The sequence below is a fragment of the Cupriavidus sp. 05L310 genome, assembly GCF_056398185.1.
The window spans coordinates 42523-62555 of record NZ_JBFTOX010000044.1 but is presented as its reverse complement, the minus strand read 5'-3'; the positions used below and the strand labels follow the sequence as shown (position 1 = coordinate 62555).

The following is a 20033-nucleotide window of genomic DNA, read 5'->3' as shown; positions in this document are numbered from 1 at the left end:
TGAAATGAGCAACGACAATTCCGACCAGGGCAAGCCGGGCAACGTCCCGCCGCGCGAGTCGCTGATCGAGTATCCCAGCCATTTCCCCATCAAGGTGATGGGAAGCATGCAGGATGGCTTCGCCGAAGCCATCGTGACGCTGGTGCAGGGCTTCGATCCCGACTTCCACGCCGGCAAGATGGAAATGCGTCCCTCGAGCAAGGGCAACTACCTCGGCCTGACCGTCACGGTATGGGTCACCAGCCGCGAACAGCTCGACGACCTGTACCGCGCGCTGACTTCCCACCCGATGGTGAAGGTGGTGCTGTAAGCGGTTGGACGGTGTAGCGGCCGGCCAGCTTGCCGCAATCCTCCCGCCATGCACTGCGTGGCGCCCCTCTCCCCCTGAGGGGTGAGGGGGTAACAACAATCAGGCACTTCGGACCGGGTTGGCCTATCCGCCCGGCTTCGTCTGGCGCCAAAAACAACAAACCATGAACACCATCACCCTCAAGCCCGGCAAGGAAAAATCCCTGCTGCGCCGCCACCCCTGGGTCTATGCGACCGGCGTGGACACCATCGAAGGCCGTTGTGAATCCGGCAGCACCGTGATCGTGCGCGCCGCCGACGGCCGCTTCCTGGCGCGCGGGGCCTACAGCCCCAGCTCCCAGATTCGCGTGCGGGTGTGGAGCTTCGACGAAAGCGAGCCGGTCGATCACGCCATGTTCAAGCGGCGCGTCTCCGCCGCCGTCGCCCATCGCAAGCAGTGGGTCAGGGACAGCGACGCGGTGCGCCTGGTGTTCGGTGAGGCCGACCGCCTGCCTGGACTGATCGTCGACTACTACGGCAGCGGCGCGAACGGCCAGCTGGTGTGCCAGTTCAACGCCGCCGGGGTCGAAGCCTGGAAGGACGCGCTGGTGCAGGCGCTGGTCAAGGAAACCGGCTGCCCCAACGTGTACGAGCGCTCCGACGCCGCCGTGCGCGAACGCGAAGGCCTGCCGCTGGTGACAGGTGTGCTGGCTGGCGCCGAACCCGATCCTGAACTCAGCGTGACCGAACACGGCGTGCGCTACTACGTGGACGTGCGCAGCGGCCACAAGACCGGCTTCTATGTCGACCAGCGCGACAACCGCAAGCTGGTGGGCGACCTCGCCAACGGCCGCGAGGTACTCAACTGCTTCTGCTACACCGGCGGCTTCTCGCTGGCGGCGCTGCGTGGCGGCGCCACCGCGGTGACCTCGATCGACTCCTCCGGCGAAGCACTCAAGACCGCCGCTGGCAACGTCACCCTGAATGGCTTCGACCCCGAGCGCGCGACCTGGCTCGATGCCGATGTATTCAAGTCGCTGCGCCAGTTCCGCGCCGAAGGCCGCCAGTTCGACCTGGTGGTGCTGGACCCGCCCAAGTTCGCGCCCTCCGCCCAGCACATCGACCGCGCCGCACGCGCCTACAAGGAAATCAACCTGGTCGGCCTGCAGTTGCTGCGTCCGGGCGGCCTGCTGTTCACCTATTCGTGCTCGGGTGCGATCAGCATGGAGCTGTTCCAGAAGATCGTGGCTGGCGCGGCTACCGACGCCCGTGCCGACGCGCGCATCCTGCGCCGCCTCTCGGCCGGCACCGATCACCCGATGCTGGCCGCCTTCCCCGAAGGCGAGTATCTCAAGGGCCTCCTGCTGGAAAAGATCTGAAATCCGGCCGCCTCGGCCAAGGACGAACGGCGCCCGAGTGCGCCGTTTTTCATCGGCAGGCCAGGCGCGCGCAACGGTCATCCCGACTTCACGCGAGCGTCTTTGGTTCGTCACAAACGCCATCTATAGTCCGGTGTGCGGACGCGGCATTGGCAGGTGCCCTTCCGCCTCTTCCTATCAGTCTTCGTGGTAGTTGGCCCCGCGGCGTAGCGGGGTTTTTTTTGCTCCCGCCGTTTGTCGGCGACGAAGCGATGAGCCGTCAACGGAAGGACATCACAGGGCACGCCATGTGCATCCGCCAAGTGGCTGCGTCCAGTGCCGCCATGGCCAGGCCGCCCGGCTTCGCCAATGCCGCCGGTCGTCTATGGTGAAGAGAGAGCGATCGCCCCGGCGTAGATTGCCCCTTCTAACGCCCGCAAGCCGAAACTCCCTATAATCGAACGATCGTTCATATCCAGGGCGCCACCGGCGCCCGTACGTGGTCCAGGAGACGCCATGCCCGCCGCCAAACAACTGCCCCAGGTCCTGCAAAACCTGGCGCTGCCCGTGATTTCCTCGCCGATGTTCATCGTCAGCTACCCCGAGCTGGTGCTGGCGCAGTGCAAGGCCGGCATCGTCGGTTCCTTCCCCGCGCTGAACGCGCGCCCGGCCGAGATGCTGGGCGAGTGGCTCACGCAGATGGAAGAAGAACTCGCCAGCTTCCGCGCCGCCAATCCGGACAAGCCGGTGGGACCCATCGCGGTCAACCAGATCGTGCACGTCTCGAACGCGCGGCTGGAGCACGACATCAAGGTGTGCGTGGACCACAAGGTGCCGATCTTCATCACCTCGCTGCGCGCGCCGCCCAAGGAGATGATCGACGCGGTGCACAGTTATGGCGGCATCGTGCTGCACGACGTCATCAGCATCCGCCACGCCGAGAAGGCGATCGAGGCCGGCGTGGACGGCCTGATCCTGGTAGCGGCCGGCGCCGGCGGGCATGCCGGCACGCTGTCGCCGTTCGCGCTGGTGGGCGAAGTGCGCAAGATCTTCGACGGCGTGATCGCGCTGTCGGGCTCGATCGCCAACGGCGAATCCGTGCTGGCCGCGCAGGCCATGGGGGCGGACTTCGCCTATGTGGGCACCCGTTTCATCGCCTCGCAGGAAGCCCACGCCAGCGAGACCTACAAGCAGTCGATCACCACCTCCGCCGCGGCCGACATCATCTACACCAACCTGTTCACCGGCGTGCACGGCAACTACATCCGCGAGAGCATCGAGGCGTCGGGGCTGGATCCCGAGAACCTGCCCGTGGCCGACAAGACCAAGATGGACTTCTCCAGCGGCGCCTCCAAGGCCAAGGCATGGAAGGACGTGTGGGGTGCCGGCCAGGGCGTGGGCCAGATCCACGACATCCCCACCGCCGGCGAAATCGTGGCGCGCATGAAGGCCGAGTACAACGAGGCCCGCGCCCGCCTGGGACTGGCGGTCTGAGCGCAATGCCCCCGCCCGGCACCGCCGCAGCCGGCATGACCCTCGGCCGCAGGCAGCGGGCGCTGCGCGCGATATGGGTGGTGCTTGGCATGCTCAGCCTGCTGCTGGGCATTGCCGGCATCTTCCTGCCGGTGCTGCCGACCACGCCGTTCGTGCTGCTGGCCGCCGCCTGCTTCGCGCGCGGCTCGGAGCGCTTTCACGCACGGCTGCTGGCGCATCCGCGCTTCGGCCCGCTGGTGCATGACTGGCAGGTGCACCGCAGCGTGCCGCTGCGTGCCAAGTGCCTGGCCATCGGGATGATGTGGCCGTCGATGGGCATCACCGCGTGGCTGATGCGCGAGCGCCCGCTGGCGTCGCTGGCGCTGGTTGCCACCGCGGCGGCCGTCAGCGCGTGGCTGCTATGGCTGCCGACGCGCCCACCGGGCGGCCATGCTGCGCCGCCCGAACAAACTGGCGATCGCGCTCAGTCGTAGCTGCGCGCGTCCTCGATCACCTTGCCATCCTGCGGCAGCGAACCCGCTGCCACGAAGCGCACTTCGCCACGCAGGCGCATGACTTCGCGCAGCGATTCGCCGATGGCCTGGCCCAGGCTCGCATCCTCGCGGGTGGCATCGCAATGCAGGGTCATCACGTCGGCGCCAACGCTGCCCGTCACCACCAGGCGCGCGGCGCGCACCTCGGGATGGCGCCGCACCACCTCGCCCACCTGGCCGGGATGCACGAACATGCCCTTGACCTTGGTAGTCTGGTCGGCGCGTCCAAGCCAGCCCTTCAGGCGCAGGTTGGTTCGCCCGCACGGGCTGGCGCGCTCGCCCGAACCGGCCACGAACGCCGACAGGTCGCCCGTGCCAAAGCGGATCAGCGGATAGTCGCCGTTGCCGAGCACGGTCACCACCACCTCGCCGGTCTCGCCCTCCGGCATCGGCTGCGTGCCACCCGGCTCGACGATCTCGACCAGCACGTTCTCGTCCACCACCCAGCCATCGCCGCCCTGAGTCTCATAGGCAATCAGGCCCACATCGGCGCTGCCATACATCTGCTGCACCCGGATGCCGCGCTCGCCGAACCACGCGCGCAGCGAGGGCGGCAGCGCCTCGCCGGACACCAGCGCCTTGCCCAGGCTGCGGCAAGGCAGGCCGAGTTCGTCGCCTTTCTCCAGCAGCAGCCTGAGAAACGATGGTGTGCCCGCGTAGGCCGCCGGCTGCAGGCTGGCCAGCGCCTGCACCTGTGATTCGGTCTGGCCCACGCCGGCGGGAAACACGCAGCAACCCAGGCGATGGGCACCGGTTTCCATCATCATGCCGGCTGGCGTGAAGTGATAGGAGAAGGTGTTGTAGACCAGATCGCCAGAACGGAAGCCCGCCGCGAACATGGCGCGCGCGATGCGCCACCAGTCGGCGTCGTGCCCGTCCGGCTCGTTGATCGGCCCCGGCGACTGGAAGATATGCCGCAAGCCCCCCAGCGGGGTCGCATTGAGCCCGCCCAGCGGCGGCATCGCCTTCTGCCGCGCCGTCAGCTCGGACTTGCGCGTCACCGGCAGTGCCGCCAGCGCCGCGCGGGAATCCAGCGCGAGCGGATCCACATCGCGCAAGACCTCGGCAAAATAGGGGGCATGCGCCTTGGCATGCGCGACCTGCCGCGACAAGGCCGCCAGCAAGGCCTGCGAGCGGACTTCAGGGGCACGGGTTTCGAGCGAATCGAAGTGTTCGGACATGGTGCGTAGTTCGCGTAGTAGTCGCGTGATGAACCGCGTGAGGCAGCGCTCACCGATCGGCGTTGTGTTTAAGACCGAGTGCCCTTCTCAGGCCAGCCAGCGCTTGCGGCGGCGATAGCTTTTCACGTCGCGGAAAGAACTCCGCCCGCCGCCCTCGCCGTCGTTCGCCGCCACGCCCAGGTAGAACTCCTTCACATCCTCATTGGTGCGCAACGCCTCGGCCGCGCCATCCATCACCACGCGGCCGTTCTCCAGGATGTAGCCGTAGTCGGCATAGCGCAGCGCCACCATGGTGTTCTGCTCGGCCAGCAGGAAACTGACCTTCTCGCGCTGGTTGAGGTCGCGCACGATCTCGAAGATCTCCTCGACGATCTGCGGCGCCAGGCCCATCGACGGCTCGTCGAGCAGGATCATGCTGGGCTTGGCCATCATGGCCCGGCCGATCGCGCACATCTGCTGCTCGCCGCCGGAGGTGTAGCCCGCCTGCGATTTGCGGCGCGTCTTCAGGCGGGGAAAGTACGCGTAGATGCGTTCCAGCGCATCGCGCGTCTCGCTGCGCGACAGGCCGCGCGTATAGGCGCCGGTCAGCAGGTTTTCTTCCAGCGTCAGGTGGGCAAAGCAATGCCTCCCTTCCATCACCTGGATGACGCCGCGCTTGACCAGCTCGTTGGGCGTGAGCCGGTCGACCCGGTTGCCGCGATATTCGATCGAGCCCTTGGTGACGTCGCCGCGCTCGGCATGCAGCAGGTTGGAGATGGCCTTGAGCGTGGTGGTCTTGCCCGCGCCGTTGGCGCCCAGCAGCGCCACGATCCGCCCTTCCGGCACGTCGAGCGAAACGCCCTTGAGCACCAGGATGACGTGGTCGTAGATGACTTCGATATTGTTGACGGACAACAGGCTCATGATGCGGCTCGGTTGGTGGTTCCTGGCTGGCTTCATCCCCGCTCCCCCGTGCGCGGGAGAGCGGAGTCAACAACAAACGCCTCGCGGCGCCCGCTCAAGACTTCATGCACGTAGGCGAAATGCCCTTCTCTTTCGCGAACTGCGCGGCACTCGCCTTGAACAGCGGATGGATCAGGTTCTTGTTGCCTTCGATCCAGTCCGACACCACCACCCACTTGGTGCCATCCCACTGCTGGATCTTCACCTTGCCCGAACCCTCGTGGTTGTCGCAGCTGGTCTTGATCTCCGGCAGCAGGCCGGTCGCGCCCAGTTGGGCAAGTCGCGCGTTGGTCAGGTTCAGGTTCTCGAAGGCCCAGCGCATGTCATCGCCGCTCATGACCTTGCCCTTGCCATACTTGGCCTGCGCCACGCGGATCGCTTCCACCGTCACCACCGCGGCGGACACGCCGCGGTTGTAGAGCACCGAGCCGACCTTGTTGCGGTCCTGCATATTGCCCTTGCCGGCGCCGTAGACCACCTTGTCGATATCGGCGATCACCGGCACGGCCTTGCCGGCCACGTTCCAGGTCGCGCTCATATAGCCCTTGGCTGCGTCACCGGCGGGCAAGGTGTCTTCCTCGGAGCCAGCCCACCAGGAGCCGACCATCTTGTCGCGTGCGAAGCCCACCTTCTGCGCGGCCTTGAGCGCGGTCTGGTTCATCACGCCCCAGCCCCAGAAGATCACGTAGTCGGGATTCTCCTGGCGGATCTTCAGCCACTGCGCGCCCTGCTCGTTGCCGGGGTGCGCCACCGGGATCTCGACGAGGTTGAACTTGCCGAGCTTGGCTTCGGCCTCCAGCGCCACGATCGGCTCCTTGCCATAGGCCGAGTCGTGATACAGGTAGACGATCTTCTTGCCCGCCAGCGAGCCGCCGCTCTTGGAGGCCAGGTACTTGACGATGGCCGAGACCTGCATCTGGTAGGTGGTGACCAGCGGGAAGGCATAGGGGAACACCGAGCCGTCGACCGCATCGGTACGGCCATAGCCCATCATGACCAGCGGCACCTTGTCGGCCGCGGTCTTGTCCACCAGCGCGTAGGAAATGCCGGTCGACATGGTGTGATACGCGGTGCCCTTGCTGGCGGCGCTCTTGCTCTTGAGCCGCTCATAGCACTCCACGCCCTTGGCGTTGTTGTACTCCGTCTCGCACTCTTCCCATGAGAGCTTGACGCCATTCACGCCGCCTTCCTTGAGGTTGACGTAGTTAAGGTAGTCGACGAAGCCGCCGTAGAAGGACTGTCCGTTGGCGCCATAAGGGCCGACGCGATAGCTGGGCAATGCGATGAACTGCTCGCCGCTTTGCGCCTGCACCGCCAGCGGCGCCAGCAGCGCCGCGGACGCTCCCACCGCCAGGGCAATGCGCTGCAGATTGCGAATCAGGATGGTCATGACTGTCTCCTTCACCTTGGCAGGTGTGTGTTTGTTATCGAATACCCGTTTGTTTGATCCGGCCTGGAAAACGTCAAAGCGTCAGTGCGTTGGTACTTAATGGGGGAATGGCCACAGCCGCAGCTTCTCCTTGGCGATCTGCCACAGCCGCGCGAGACCGTGCGGCTCCACGACCAGGAAGAAGATGATCAGCGCGCCGAACACCATCAACTGGATATGCGACACCGCGGCATTGGTAAAAGGCAGGTGCAGCAACGCGGCCAGCGGCGGCAGCGCGTTGTCCAGGAAGATCGGCAGCAACAGGATAAAGGCCGCGCCCAGGAAGGAGCCGAGGATGCTGCCCACGCCGCCGATGATGATCATGAACAGCACGCGGAAGGACAGGTCGAGCGAGAAGCCGTCGGGTTCGACCGAGCCCAGGTAGCAGAACGCATAGAGCGCGCCGGCCACGCCGCAGTAGAACGAGCTGACGGCGAAGGCCAGCAGCTTGGTGCGCATCAGCGGAATGCCGATCACCTCGGCCGCCACGTCCATGTCGCGCACCGACATCCATGCGCGCCCGGTGGACGAGCGCACCATGTTCTTGGCGGCGATGGCCAGCACCGTCACCAGCATCAGCACGAACAGATACTTCTTTACCGGGGTGTCGATGGCGATGCCGAACAGGTTCAGTTGCTGCGCGGTGATCACGCCGGAGGAACTGTTGTTGGAGAACCAGGGAAACTTGGTCAGCGCCCACACCACGAAGAACTGCGCGGCAAGCGTCGCGACAGCGAGGTAGAAGCCCTTGATGCGCAGCGACGGCAGCCCGAAGGCGACACCCACCAGCGCCGCCGACAATCCCGCGAGGATGAAGGTCAGCAGCACCGGCAGCCCTTCGATGCGCAACTGGAAGTTGTAGGCGGCATAGGCGCCCACGGCCATGAAGGCCGCCGTGCCGAGCGAGAGCTGTCCCGCGTAGCCGGTCAGGATATTCAGCCCGAGCGCGGCCAGCGCGAAGATCAGGAACGGGATCAGGATGGCCGAGAACCAGTATTCCGAACCGGTCAGGGGAATCGCGATGAAGGCCACCGCCATCAGCACCGCAAAGCCGATGCGGTCCTGGCGGATGGGGAAGATCTGGCTGTCGGCCAGGTAGCTGGTCTTGAACTGGCCGGATTCACGGTAGAACATGGGTTGTCTCCTGGGGCAAAGGCCGGTCAGACACGATCGATATGTTTCTCACCGAACAGCCCCTCGGGCCGCACCAGCAGGAACAACAGCGCAAACACGTACGGGAACCAGCCCTCGATGCCACCGAAGTTGCCCCCGAAGGCGGACTGAAAAACGGGCGGGATGTAGATCTCGGCGAGCTTCTCCGAGGCACCGATGATCAGGCCACCGACGATGGCGCCCGGCACCGAGGTAAAGCCGCCGAGGATCAGCACCGGCAGCGCCTTGAGCGCCGTCAGCGTCAGCGCGAACTGCACGCCATTGCGCGAGCCCCACAGCATGCCGGCCACCAGCGCGACGAAGCCCGCCACGCCCCACACGATGGCCCAGATATGCTGCAGCGGAATCCCCAGCGACAACGCGGCCTGGTGATCGTCAGCCACGGCGCGCAGCGCGCGGCCCACCTTGGTGTACTGGAAGAACAGGGCCAGCGTGCCCACCAGCAGGCCGGCGATGCCCGCCGCCGCCAGGTCGAACTTGGACACCACGATATTGAAGCGCGTCAGGATGGATTCGATCGGCTCGTCGACGATGCCAAGGTTGATCGGGCGGACTTCATTGCCGAACAGCAGCGGCCCCAGTCCTTCGAGGAAGAAGGACAGCCCGATGGTCGCCATGAACAGCGTGATCGGCGGCTGGTTGACCAGCTTGCGCAACACCAGGCGTTCGGTGCTGATGCCCACCACCACCATCACGCCAAACGCGCCGATCACCGCCGCCCACATCGGCAGGCCCTTGTCCATCAGCCCGACCACCGCCAGCGCGGCGAAGTAGACCATCGCGCCCTGCGCGAAATTGAATACGCCCGACGCCTTGTAGATCAGCACGAAGCCCAGCGCCACCAGCGAGTACATCAATCCCGACAACAGGCCGCCGATCAGGATTTCAAAGAAGAACGTCATGGTTATCCTTGTATCGTTCCGTGCGTTGCGTCTGTGTCAGTGACCGGCGCCGAGGTAGGCGCGGATCACGTCCGGGTTGGCCTTTACCGCCTCCGGCGTGCCGTCGCCGATCTTCTTGCCGTAGTCGAGCACCACCACGCGGTCGGAGATATCCATCACCACGCCCATATCGTGTTCGATCAGCACGATGGTGGTGCCGAACTGGTGGTTCACGTCCAGGATGAAGCGGCACATGTCCTGCTTCTCCTCCACGTTCATGCCTGCCATCGGCTCATCGAGCAGCAGCATGGAGGGCTCGGCCGCCAGCGCGCGCGCCAGCTCCACACGCTTTTGCAAACCGTAGGGCAGGCGTCCCACCGGCGTCTTGCGGATGGCCTGGATTTCAAGAAAGTCGATCACCTCTTCGACCTTCTGACGGTGGCGCATTTCCTCGTTGCGCGCGGGGCCCCACCACAGCGCATTGGCCAACAGGCCGCTGCGGAACCGGGTATTGCGCCCCGTCATGATGTTGTCGAGCACGGTCATGCCCTTGAACAGCGCGATGTTCTGGAAGGTGCGCGCGATGCCCTGACGGGCCGCGGCGGTGGGATGCATCTTGCGCCGTTCCTCGCCGCGGAACACGATGCGGCCCTGCTGCGGGTGATAGACCCCGTTGATCACATTGAGCATCGAGCTCTTGCCCGCGCCGTTGGGCCCGATGATGGCGCGGATCTCATGCTCGCGCACATCGAAGGAGATATCGGTCAGCGCCTTCACGCCACCGAAGGACAGCGAGATATGCTGCAGGTCGAGTATCACTTCGCCGGCCTGCCGCGCCTGCGCCTGCGCATGCTCGGCCTGCACACCGCCTTGCAGCTCCGCCGTGGCTCCCGCCACCGCGGACGCACCGCTCCACACCGGCTGGCCGTCGCCGCCGCGCTCTACGCCTTTCCATGCCATTTGCGTCATCCTCCCGCCCCTGCTCATGCCGCGCGTGCCGCGCCGGCGGAGGCCGGCGGGATGCGCTTCACGTCAACCAGCTTCAGCGTGGCCGATACACTGCCCTCGCGGCCATCCTCGAACTTCACGCGCGTCTCGATAAACTGCTCCGTCTTGCCGGCGTACAGCGCCTCGACCAGCACGCCGTACTTCTCGGCGATGAAGCCACGCCGCACCTTGCGGGTGCGCGTGAGCTCGTCATCGTCGGGATCCAGTTCCTTGTGCAGGATCAGGAAACGCGAGATCTGCGAGCCGGCCAGCATGGCATCGGTGGCGAGATCGGCATTCACCTGCTCGACGCACTCGGCGATCATGGCGATCACTTCCGGCTGCGCGGCAAGATCGATGTAGCCCGCGTACGCCAGGTGGCGCCGCTCGGCCCAGTTGCCGACCGCTTCGAAATCGATATTGATGAAAGCGCACACGCTGTCGCGGCCAGTGCCGAATGCCACCGCTTCCTTGATGTACTGGAAGAACTTGAGCTTGTTCTCGATGTACTTGGGCGCGAACATGGCGCCGTCCGACAACTTGCCCACATCCTTGGCGCGGTCGATGATCTTGAGATGGCCGTCGGCATCGATCACGCCCGCGTCGCCGGTCATGAAGTAACCATCGTCGTTGATCGCCTCACGGGTGGCATCGTCGCGCTTGTAGTAAGCCTTCAGCAGCCCCACGCCACGCACCAGCACCTCGCCGTTGTCGGCAATGCGGATCTCCATGCCCGGCGCGGCCGGCCCTACCGAATCGAACTTGACGTTGCCGTCCGGCTGCAGGCAGACATAGGCGCAGGTTTCAGTCTGGCCGTAGAACTGCTTGAGATTGACGCCGATCGAACGATAGAAGCGGAACAGGTCCGGCCCGATCGCTTCGCCCGCCGTGTAGCCCACGCGGATGCGGCTCATGCCCAGCACATTGCGCAGCGGCCCGAAGATCAGCGCTTCGCCCGCGGCGTAGCGCAGCCGGTCGGCCAGCGCCACCGGCTTCCCGTCGAGGATGTCGGTGCCGCAGCGGCGCGCCACGCCCATCGCCCAGTGGAACAGCTTGCGCTTGATCCAGCCCGCGTCTTCCATGCGGATCATCACCTGCGTGAGCAGGTTTTCATAGATGCGCGGCGGCGCGAAGTAATAGGTGGGACCGATCTCGCGCAGGTCGGTCATCACCGTCTCGCGCGATTCCGGGCAATTCACCGTAAAGCCCGCCGTCATGGCCTGCGCGTAGGAGAACAGGTTGTCGCCGACCCACGCCATCGGCAGGTAGGACAGCACATCGTCCTTCGCGGTCAGGCCGTCGAAAGCGCAGCCGTTGCGCGCCGAGCCGATCAGGCCGTGGTGCGAATGGCACACACCCTTGGGCTTGCCGGTGGTGCCGGAGGTATAGAGGATGATGGCGGTGTCGTCGGGCGCGCCCGCGGCAACGGCCTGATCAAACAGGCCCGGATTGGCGCGATCGAATTCACGGCCGATTTCCTGCACGCGCTGGTACGACATCAGCGCCGGATGATCGTAGTCGCGCAGCCCGCGCGGGTCTTCATAGATGATGTGCCGCACCTTGCGGCCCTGCGCGGCGAGTTGCTCCTCCACTTCGAGCAGCTTGTCCACCTGCTCCTGGTCCTCGACGATGGCAAAATCGATCTCGGCATCGTTGAGCACGTAGATCATCTCGCCCGCGATCGCGTCCTGGTACAGCGGCACGGGCACGCCACCCAGTGCCTGCGCCGCGCACATGGCCCAGTACAGGCGCGGCCGGTTGTCGCCGACCACCGCCAGGTTCATGCCGCGCGCAAAGCCCAGCGCGGCCAGTCCGCACGCCAGCGCACGAACCTCCTGCGCGGTCTGCGCCCAACTATAGGTTTGCCAGATTCCGAGATCCTTCTCGCGGTAAGCCGGGCTTTCCGGCCGCTGCTGCGCATGCGCAAGCAGCAGGCGCGGGAAGGTCGTCGCCGACGGTTCCTGCATCGCTGTCTCCTGTCCCTCCGAGGCGGGGATCCGCCACCGGTGTCAAGCCTGCTTCCGCTGGTTATACTTGGCCTGTTCTGCCCGGCGCGGATTCTGCCGCAGCGCAACAAGTCCTTCGTGCCTTGTCCTGGCGCGCACTCGCGGTTGGTGTGATCGTAAGATAGTGCATGCCATTTCCCCCGGTTGTCACGCCGATGACAATTCCGGGTTAATCCCTACGGGAAGGTTTTCCAGCTCATGCTCAACGATTTTGTCGACCGCTGCGTGTGGGCAGCCGACCTCAGTCCGGAACAACGCGACGTGGTCCGCCGCGCCATGTGCGTGCGCGAATATAGCCAGGGCGACTACGTCTGTCACAAGGGTGACAAGGCCGAGCACTGGCTGGGGGTGCTGGAAGGAATCGTCAAGATCACTACGGTGTCGCCTTCCGGCAAGTCGGTGACATTCACTGGTGTGCCTACCGGCGGCTGGTTCGGCGAAGGCGCCGTGCTCAAGGGCGAGATCCGCAAATACGATGTGATGGCGCTGCGGCGCTCGCGGATTGCTTTTCTTCCGCGCGAGACTTTTCAGTGGTTGCTGGATACCAGCCTGCCGTTCACGCGGTTCCTGCTGACGCAGTTCAACGAGCGGCTGGGTCAGTTCATTGCCGCCGTGGAATATGAACGGCTGCTCGATATCGATTCGCGGGTGGCGCGCGCGGTGTCGTCGCTGTTCAACGAGCACCTGTACCCTGGCCTGGGGACCACGTTGGAGATTTCGCAGGAAGAAATCGGCCTGCTGGCGGGCATATCGCGGCAGCGGGCCAACCAGGCGCTCAAGGTGCTGGAGCAGCAGGGACTGGTGAAGGTCGACTATGGCGTGATCGAGGTATTGGACCTGGAAGGGCTGCGGCAGTACGGCGAGTAGGACCGCCGCGCCCCTCGCGGCCACCTTGCGCCACGACCCGCTGCGGTTTGTCGCGCAATCAACGGAATACGCCGACCGCCTCCACCAGCCGGTTGGCCTGCTGTTTCAGGCTCTGTGCGGCGGCCGCGCTCTGCTCCACCAGCGCCGCGTTCTGCTGGGTGATGCGGTCGAGGTCGCCGATGGCATCGCCAACCTGGCTGATGCCCGCGCTCTGCTCGGACGTAGCCAGGCTGATCCCGGCGATCAGGTCGGAGACGCGCCTGACCTGGGCCACGATGTTGTCCATGGTCTGGCCGGCGTCGTTGACCAGTTGCGCCCCCGAGTCGACCTTTTCCACGCTGGCGCCGATCAGCGCCTTGATCTCCTTGGCCGCGCTGGCGCTGCGCTGGGCGAGCCCGCGCACCTCACCGGCCACCACCGCGAAACCCCTGCCCTGTTCCCCCGCCCGCGCGGCTTCCACCGCGGCATTCAGCGCAAGGATATTGGTCTGGAAGGCGATGCCGTCGATCACGCCGATGATGTCGGCGATCCGTTTCGAGCTACTGCTGATTTCCTCCATGGTCGCCACCACCTGCGACATCGCCTTGCCGCCCTTGGCCGCCTCGGTGCTGGCGGAGCCGGACAGCGCGTTTGCCTGGGCCGCGGTCTCGGCATTGCTCTTGACCGTGGCCGTCATCTGCGTCATCGACGACGCCGTATCCTGTACGTTGGATGCCGCCTGCTCGGTGCGCTGACTCAGGTCGCTGTTGCCCTGCGCGATCTCGCTGCTTGCGCCTTGCACGTTCAGCACCTGCTCGCTCACGTCGTCGATCAGCCAGCGGAACATCAGGCCAAGCTGGCTGATCGTGCGCAGGGTCATGCCGATCTCGTCCACGCGGTCCATATGCTCGACCTGCTGGCTTTCGCCTGACGCGACGCGCAAGGCCTGTGCCATGACCCGCTCCAGCGGCCGCGAGATCTGCGCCTCCAGCCAGCCGGAGACCAGCAGCAACATGGCGGCAACGATGCCGCTCAGGCCGGCCAGCGGCATCCCGCGCATGCCAAGCGCCGCCGCGCCAATGACCAAGGCCGGCAGCAAGGTCGCCAGGGCGCCGCGGATGCGCCAGCGCACCGGCATGGTCTTGAAGGCCGACGCCCACCGCTTCCAGCCGCCCTGAATGATCAGGCCCTTGTGGAAACGCCGCTGACCCGCACTGCCCTCGCGAAAGTCCTGGTAGAGCCGGGCGGCGGCGTCAATCTCCTCGCGCGATGGCCGCGTGCGCACCGACATGTACCCCACCGGCTTGCCGTTGCGCACCAGCGGCATGGCATTGGCGCGTACCCAGTAGTGGTCGCCGTCCTTGCGCCGGTTCTTTACCAGCGCCGTCCAGGGCTCGCCGCCCTTGAGCGTGGCCCACATGTCGGCGAACGCCTCGGCCGGCATATCCGGGTGCCGCACGATATTGTGGGGCTGACCCTGGATTTCCTCGCGCGTGAAGCCACTGACATCGACGAAGGCCGCGTTGGCATAGGCAATGCGACTGCTGGTGTCGGTGGTCGACATCAGCGTCGCATTCTCAGGCAGTTCGTATTCGCGCTGCGAGACGGGTTGGTTGTTGCGCATAAAGATTCCCCATCGGTTTTCCAAAGCACGCGACGCACAGGCAGTGCCACGACTGCGGCGGCGCGTAGTGCATTTCAGCGTTTACGGAAATGTCTATACAAAGCTTTAGCGATTAGGGACAAATTAAGACATTCACCCAGTTTCAGCTGGATCGAAATTGATTCCACTCAGTGTTAATTGGCTTTATCGCCGCCAAAGGCTTGACAATATTTTTTAATACGATCGTTCTATTTAACGCCTGTTGATACCGATTCTTGTTTGAAAATTCAAGCAGACAGCAAATCGTCAGGAACCGGAAGGGGCATGGTTCATTGATCACGACATGCTGGAGAACCGGCAGGCAGGGGCGTTCCGCAAACGAAAAAAAACTGGCGACGGATCGCTCCATTGCCAGTTTTCTTAGCTTCCCCCCGCCCCGTGGAAGGGGGGCTTTCCATCTCTTACTGCTTCAATATCACTTGCTGTAGACGTACACGCCGCGGCCCGTCTTGCGGCCGAGATAGCCCGCTGCCACCATTTCGCGCATCAGCATGGCCGGACGGTATTTCGGGTCGGCAAATTCGGTGTACAGCACCTCCATCACCGCCAGCATCGTATCCAGGCCGATCATGTCGGCCAGCGCCAGCGGGCCGATGGGGTGATTGCAGCCCAGCTTCATGCCTTCGTCGATCTCTTCCGGCGACGCCAGGCCTTCACCCAGCACGCAGAATGCTTCATTGATCATCGGGCAGAGAATCCGGTTCACCACAAAGCCCGGGTTGTTCTTCACGGTGATCGGGTACTTGCCCAGCGCCTTGGAGAGTTCTTCCACCAGCGCATGCGTGGCATCGCTGGTCTGCAGGCCGCGGATCAGTTCCACCAGCGCCATCATCGGCACCGGATTGAAGAAGTGCATGCCGATGAAGTTGCCCGGCCGGGTCGTGACCGCCGCCAGCTTGGTGATCGAGATCGACGAAGTATTGGACGCCACGATCACGTTGTCGCCGACAATGCTGTCGATCTGCTTGAGGATCTTGACCTTGAGGTCGAAGTTCTCGGTGGCGGCTTCGATCACGATGTCGGTGGCCTTGAGCGATTCATAGGCGGTCGAGCCCTTGATGCGCGCCAGTGCGGCTTCCTTGTCGGCTTCGCTGATCTTGTCCTTCTTGATCAGGCGGTCCAGGCTGCCCGCAACGGTGGCGATGCCCTTGTTCACCGCTGCGTCGCTGATGTCCACCATCACCACGTCCAGGCCCACTACGGCGCATGCTTGCGCGATGCCGTTACCCATGGTGCCGGCGCCTACGATGCCAACTGTCCTGATTCCCATCTTCTCTTCCTTGTTGCTGGTTGCTTGATGCAGATCCGGCCCGCCGCGGGTGCGGCGGGCCGGTGGTTCATAGGGTCAGGCGTCGCGCAGCGCGGCGATGATGCGATCGGCGTGCTGGCTGAGGATTTCCGGATCCTGCATGTCCGTGCCGTGGCCGCGCAGCGTGCGGTCGGCATAGCGGGGCACGATGTGGAAATGCACGTGCGGGACGGTCTGGCCCGCGGCGCTGCCGTTGAACTGGCCGATCGAGATGCCGTCCGGCCTGAAGGCGGCGCGCACCGCGCGGGCTACGCGCTTGGTGGTGCGGATGGCGGCTTCGGCGCCGGCGTCGGAGAGGTCGAAGATCTCCGCGGCCGGCTCCTTGGTCACCACCAATACGTGCCCGTCGGACTGGGGCATGATGTCCATGAAGGCAACGGTGTCGGCGTCTTCATACACCTTGTTGCAAGGCAATTCGCCACGCAGGATGCGGGCGAAGATATTGTTGGGATCGTACACGGTGCTCCTGATTGGTCTTGTCTTGATCTTGTCTTGATCTTGTCTTGGTATTGGCTTGGCCCTGGCGCTTGGCGGCCGCGCCATGGCCGCGTTATGGCGGCGTTATGGCGGCGTTATGGCCTTACGCAAACGTCAAGTTTAACGCAGGGGCCCCGCATGAAACAGCCCCTGGCCGACACATCACATATTGCGCCGGTACTGTCCTCCCACCTCGAACAGCGCATGGGTGATCTGCCCCAGCGAGCACACGCGCACCGCATCCATCAGCACCGCGAACACATTGTCGTTGTCGATCACGGCCTGGCGCAAACGCTGCAGCGTCGCAGGCGCCGCATCCGCATGGCGCGCATGGAAATCCGCCAGCCGCGCGAGTTGCCCCTGCTTCTCCTCCTCGCTGGAACGCGCCAGTTCGAGCGTCTGCGTGGCGGGCTCGCCGTTGGGATTGCGGAAGGTGTTGACGCCGATGATGGGCAGCGTGCCGTCATGCTTGCGCTGCTCGTAGTACAGCGACTCCTCCTGGATCTTGCCGCGCTGGTAGCCGGTCTCCATCGCCCCCAGCACGCCGCCGCGCTCGGCGATGCGCTCGAACTCCTGCATCACCGCCTCCTCCACCAGATCGGTCAGCTCGTCGATCAGGAAGCTGCCCTGGTTGGGGTTCTCGCATCTGGCCACGCCCCATTCGCGGTTGATGATGAGCTGGATAGCCAGCGCGCGGCGCACCGATTCGCCGGTGGGCGTGGTGATGGCTTCGTCGTAGGCGTTGGTGTGCAGCGAATTGCAGTTGTCGTAGATCGCGATCAACGCCTGCAGCGTGGTGCGGATATCGTTGAAGTCGATCTCCTGCGCATGCAGCGAGCGGCCGGACGTCTGGATGTGGTACTTGAGCTTCTGGCTGCGTTCGTTGGCGCCGTATTTGTCACGCATCGTCACGGCCCAGATACGGCGCGCCACGCGGCCCATCACGCTGTATTCCGGGTCCATGCCGTTGGAGAAGAAGAACGACAGGTTGGGCGCGAAATCGTCGATATGCATGCCGCGCGCGAGATACGCCTCCACATAGGTGAAGCCGTTGGACAACGTGAATGCCAGTTGCGAGATGGGGTTCGCGCCGGCCTCCGCGATGTGATAGCCGGAGATCGACACCGAGTAGAAATTGCGCACCTGGTGATGCACGAAGTAGGCCTGGATATCGCCCATCACCTTGAGCGAGAACTCGGTGGAGAAGATGCAGGTGTTCTGCCCCTGGTCTTCCTTGAGGATGTCGGCCTGCACCGTGCCGCGCACGTTCTGCAGCACCCACGCGCGGATCTTGGCCTCCTCGTCGCTGGTGGGATCGCGGCCGTTGTCGGCGCGGAACTTGTCGAGCTGCTGGTCAATGGCGGTGTTCATGAACATCGCCAGGATGGTGGGCGCGGGCCCGTTGATGGTCATCGACACGGAGGTCGACGGGCTGGTCAGGTCGAAGCCGTCGTACAGCACCTTCATGTCGTCGAGCGTGGCGATCGACACACCCGAATTGCCGACCTTGCCGTAGATATCCGGTCGCGTATGCGGATCCTCGCCGTACAGCGTGACCGAGTCGAAGGCGGTGGACAGGCGCTTGGCATCCATGCCCTCGGAGACCAGCTTGAAACGGCGGTTGGTGCGGAAGGCATCGCCCTCGCCCGCGAACATGCGGGTGGGATCTTCGTTCTCGCGCTTGAAGGCGAACACGCCGGCGGTATAGGGGAAGCTGCCGGGCACGTTCTCGCGCATCAGCCACCTGAGCACTTCGCCATCGTCCTCGAAGCGAGGCAGCACCACCTTGCGCACCGTAGTGCCGGACAAGGTGGTGGTGGTGAGCGTGGTGCGGATTTCCTTGTCGCGGATCTTCACCACGTACTCATCGCCGCTATAGGCCTTGCGCATCTCCGGCCACATCGCCAACAGCTTGCGCTCCTGCGCCCCCAGCGCGGCGTCGCGCTCCGCGGCGAGCGCCTGCAGCGCGTCGGCGGCATCGCCCGGCGTTGGCTCCGGCGCGGCCAGCAGCATGCGGCGCGCCTCGCGCAGTTGCTGGCGCTCGCGCGCCAGCCGGCTTTGCGCGTCCACGCGGCGGTGGTAAGCGCGCATGGTGTCGGCGATCTCCGCCAGGTAGCGGTTGCGCGCCGGCGGCACGATCACGTTCTGCCCGGTGGAGATGCGTCCGCTCAGCAGCGGCAGCACGCCAGCCGGCGCGCGCATGCCGCGCGCGCACAGCGCTTCGCGCAGGCCTTGGTAGAGCATGGTGACGCCGTCGTCGTTGAAGCGGGACGCCTGGGTGCCGTACACCGGCATCTCCTCGGGCTTTGCATGCCACTGCTCGCGGTTGCGCTGCACCTGCTTGGCCACGTCGCGCCACGCGTCGCGCGCGCCCTTGCGGTCGAACTTGTTGATGGCGACGAAGTCGGCGAAGTCCAGCATGTCGATCTTCTCGAGCTGGCTGGCGGCGCCGAACTCGGGCGTCATCACGTACAGCGACAGGTCCGCATGCGGCACGATGGCCGCATCGCCCTGGCCGATGCCCGAGGTCTCGACGATGATCAGGTCGAAGCCACTCGCCTTGCACGCTGCCAGCACATCCGGCAGCGCCTGCGAAATCTCGGAGCCGGCCTCGCGCGTGGCCAGCGAGCGCATGAAGATGTTCGGATGATTGATCGCATTCATGCGGATGCGGTCGCCCAGCAACGCGCCGCCGGATTTGCGGCGCGAGGGATCGATCGAGATCACCGCGATCGACAGCGCATCCTGCTGGTCCAGCCGGATGCGGCGGATCAGTTCATCGGTCAGCGAGGACTTGCCGGCGCCGCCGGTGCCGGTGATGCCCAGCACGGGCGTCTTGACCTTTGCCGCTTCGGTGCGCAGCGCATCGGCCAGCGACGGTTCCGCCTTGCCGTTTTCCAGCGCGGTGATCACTTGCGCGAGCGCACGGCGGTCGCCGCCCTTCACCGCGTCGAGCGTGGTCGGCGCATAACGCGCGAGGTCGATATCGCAGCGCTGCACCATGTCTGCGATCATGCCCGCCAGGCCCAGGCGCTGGCCGTCTTCCGGGCTGAAGATGCGCGCCACGCCATAGGCCTGCAGTTCGCGGATCTCGTCCGGCACGATCACGCCCCCGCCGCCGCCGAATAGCTGGATGTGCCCGCCGCCACGCTGGCGCAGCAGGTCGATCATGTACTTGAAGTACTCGACGTGCCCGCCCTGGTAGCTGGAAATGGCGATGCCCTGCACGTCTTCCTGCAGAGCCGCACTGACCACTTCCTGCACCGAGCGGTTATGCCCCAGGTGGATCACCTCGCAGCCCGAAGACTGCAGGATGCGCCGCATGATGTTGATGGAGGCATCGTGGCCGTCGAACAGCGAGGCCGCGGTGACGAAGCGCACTTTGTTGACGGGGCCTTTCGGTCCCTGCGCCTGATGGGAAACGCCGGGTTGGGCGCCCTTCTGCACATCGGAAAGATCGGTCATT

General features: G+C 64.9%; 16 protein-coding genes. 5 read left to right on the top strand and 11 right to left on the bottom strand.

Annotated features, from left to right (window positions below; all coding sequences use genetic code 11):
• Window positions 1-4 precede the first annotated feature (4 nt).
• The 4 genes from AC1DS6_RS28355 (at window position 5) to AC1DS6_RS28340 (ending at window position 3613) form a co-directional block, all read left to right on the top strand.
• On the top strand, window positions 5-310 hold the full coding sequence (locus tag AC1DS6_RS28355; RefSeq protein ID WP_045236115.1) for a YbeD family protein: 306 nt from the start codon (window positions 5-7) through the stop codon (window positions 308-310).
• Window positions 311-473: 163 nt separating this feature from the next.
• The gene (locus AC1DS6_RS28350; RefSeq protein ID WP_035875791.1) at window positions 474-1667 is read left to right on the top strand and encodes a class I SAM-dependent rRNA methyltransferase; all 1194 of its coding nucleotides are present in this window, start codon (window positions 474-476) and stop codon (window positions 1665-1667) included.
• 495 nt (window positions 1668-2162) lie between these two features.
• Complete coding sequence (locus tag AC1DS6_RS28345) at window positions 2163-3140, top strand: NAD(P)H-dependent flavin oxidoreductase (protein WP_045236117.1); 978 nt, start codon at window positions 2163-2165, stop codon at window positions 3138-3140.
• Between the two features lie 35 nt (window positions 3141-3175).
• Window positions 3176-3613: a YbaN family protein gene (locus AC1DS6_RS28340; RefSeq protein ID WP_441630701.1), complete on the top strand. Its 438-nt coding sequence runs from the start codon at window positions 3176-3178 to the stop codon at window positions 3611-3613.
• Here the strand turns inward: AC1DS6_RS28340 and AC1DS6_RS28335 are convergent.
• The 7 genes from AC1DS6_RS28335 to AC1DS6_RS28305 form a co-directional block, all read right to left on the bottom strand.
• On the bottom strand, window positions 3604-4854 hold the full coding sequence (locus AC1DS6_RS28335; RefSeq protein WP_441630699.1) for a phenylacetate--CoA ligase family protein: 1251 nt from the start codon (window positions 4852-4854) through the stop codon (window positions 3604-3606). The genes AC1DS6_RS28340 and AC1DS6_RS28335 overlap by 10 nt on opposite strands.
• An 87-nt stretch (window positions 4855-4941) precedes the next feature.
• Window positions 4942-5757, bottom strand: coding sequence for an ABC transporter ATP-binding protein (locus AC1DS6_RS28330; RefSeq protein ID WP_441630697.1), 816 nt, complete (start codon window positions 5755-5757; stop codon window positions 4942-4944).
• A 94-nt stretch (window positions 5758-5851) separates the two neighbouring features.
• The gene (locus tag AC1DS6_RS28325) at window positions 5852-7186 is read right to left on the bottom strand and encodes an ABC transporter substrate-binding protein (protein ID WP_441630695.1); all 1335 of its coding nucleotides are present in this window, start codon (window positions 7184-7186) and stop codon (window positions 5852-5854) included.
• 96 nt (window positions 7187-7282) lie between these two features.
• A complete protein-coding gene (locus AC1DS6_RS28320) occupies window positions 7283-8359 on the bottom strand; it encodes a branched-chain amino acid ABC transporter permease (RefSeq protein WP_035875779.1) in 1077 nt (358 codons plus the stop codon).
• A 26-nt stretch (window positions 8360-8385) separates the two neighbouring features.
• Window positions 8386-9300: a branched-chain amino acid ABC transporter permease gene (locus tag AC1DS6_RS28315; RefSeq protein WP_035875777.1), complete on the bottom strand. Its 915-nt coding sequence runs from the start codon at window positions 9298-9300 to the stop codon at window positions 8386-8388.
• A 36-nt stretch (window positions 9301-9336) separates the two neighbouring features.
• Entirely contained in the window at window positions 9337-10248 is a 912-nt protein-coding gene (locus AC1DS6_RS28310) for an ABC transporter ATP-binding protein (protein WP_035875775.1), read from the bottom strand.
• 14 nt (window positions 10249-10262) lie between these two features.
• The gene (locus tag AC1DS6_RS28305; protein ID WP_441630691.1) at window positions 10263-12233 is read right to left on the bottom strand and encodes an AMP-dependent synthetase/ligase; all 1971 of its coding nucleotides are present in this window, start codon (window positions 12231-12233) and stop codon (window positions 10263-10265) included.
• Window positions 12234-12470: 237 nt separating this feature from the next.
• Here AC1DS6_RS28305 and AC1DS6_RS28300 point away from each other — a divergent pair, with 237 nt between their 5' ends.
• Window positions 12471-13139, top strand: a complete 669-nt coding sequence (locus tag AC1DS6_RS28300; RefSeq protein WP_441630689.1) for a Crp/Fnr family transcriptional regulator — start codon at window positions 12471-12473, stop codon at window positions 13137-13139.
• 58 nt (window positions 13140-13197) lie between these two features.
• Here AC1DS6_RS28300 and AC1DS6_RS28295 read toward each other — a convergent pair whose 3' ends face one another.
• From AC1DS6_RS28295 to icmF, 4 genes are all read right to left on the bottom strand, one after another.
• Window positions 13198-14742 carry a methyl-accepting chemotaxis protein gene (locus AC1DS6_RS28295; protein WP_441630687.1) on the bottom strand — a complete coding sequence of 515 codons (1545 nt, stop codon included), beginning with the start codon at window positions 14740-14742 and terminating at the stop codon, window positions 13198-13200.
• Window positions 14743-15196: 454 nt separating this feature from the next.
• On the bottom strand, window positions 15197-16051 hold the full coding sequence (locus AC1DS6_RS28290) for a 3-hydroxybutyryl-CoA dehydrogenase (RefSeq protein ID WP_045236126.1): 855 nt from the start codon (window positions 16049-16051) through the stop codon (window positions 15197-15199).
• Between the two features lie 75 nt (window positions 16052-16126).
• Complete coding sequence (locus AC1DS6_RS28285) at window positions 16127-16549, bottom strand: HIT family protein (RefSeq protein ID WP_441630684.1); 423 nt, start codon at window positions 16547-16549, stop codon at window positions 16127-16129.
• A gap of 180 nt (window positions 16550-16729) precedes the next feature.
• Window positions 16730-20032: a fused isobutyryl-CoA mutase/GTPase IcmF gene (gene icmF / locus AC1DS6_RS28280; RefSeq protein WP_441630682.1), complete on the bottom strand. Its 3303-nt coding sequence runs from the start codon at window positions 20030-20032 to the stop codon at window positions 16730-16732.
• Window position 20033: the final 1 nt, after the last annotated feature.

Coding starts and splice junctions, on each gene's coding strand:
- AC1DS6_RS28355 (WP_045236115.1), top strand. CDS start 5: ATGAGCAACGACAATTCCGACCAGGGCAAGCCGGGCAACGTCCCGCCG.
- AC1DS6_RS28350 (WP_035875791.1), top strand. CDS start 474: ATGAACACCATCACCCTCAAGCCCGGCAAGGAAAAATCCCTGCTGCGC.
- AC1DS6_RS28345 (WP_045236117.1), top strand. CDS start 2,163: ATGCCCGCCGCCAAACAACTGCCCCAGGTCCTGCAAAACCTGGCGCTG.
- AC1DS6_RS28340 (WP_441630701.1), top strand. CDS start 3,176: ATGACCCTCGGCCGCAGGCAGCGGGCGCTGCGCGCGATATGGGTGGTG.
- AC1DS6_RS28335 (WP_441630699.1), bottom strand. CDS start 4,854: ATGTCCGAACACTTCGATTCGCTCGAAACCCGTGCCCCTGAAGTCCGC.
- AC1DS6_RS28330 (WP_441630697.1), bottom strand. CDS start 5,757: ATGAGCCTGTTGTCCGTCAACAATATCGAAGTCATCTACGACCACGTC.
- AC1DS6_RS28325 (WP_441630695.1), bottom strand. CDS start 7,186: ATGACCATCCTGATTCGCAATCTGCAGCGCATTGCCCTGGCGGTGGGA.
- AC1DS6_RS28320 (WP_035875779.1), bottom strand. CDS start 8,359: ATGTTCTACCGTGAATCCGGCCAGTTCAAGACCAGCTACCTGGCCGAC.
- AC1DS6_RS28315 (WP_035875777.1), bottom strand. CDS start 9,300: ATGACGTTCTTCTTTGAAATCCTGATCGGCGGCCTGTTGTCGGGATTG.
- AC1DS6_RS28310 (WP_035875775.1), bottom strand. CDS start 10,248: ATGACGCAAATGGCATGGAAAGGCGTAGAGCGCGGCGGCGACGGCCAG.
- AC1DS6_RS28305 (WP_441630691.1), bottom strand. CDS start 12,233: ATGCAGGAACCGTCGGCGACGACCTTCCCGCGCCTGCTGCTTGCGCAT.
- AC1DS6_RS28300 (WP_441630689.1), top strand. CDS start 12,471: ATGCTCAACGATTTTGTCGACCGCTGCGTGTGGGCAGCCGACCTCAGT.
- AC1DS6_RS28295 (WP_441630687.1), bottom strand. CDS start 14,742: ATGCGCAACAACCAACCCGTCTCGCAGCGCGAATACGAACTGCCTGAG.
- AC1DS6_RS28290 (WP_045236126.1), bottom strand. CDS start 16,051: ATGGGAATCAGGACAGTTGGCATCGTAGGCGCCGGCACCATGGGTAAC.
- icmF (WP_441630682.1), bottom strand. CDS start 20,032: ATGACCGATCTTTCCGATGTGCAGAAGGGCGCCCAACCCGGCGTTTCC.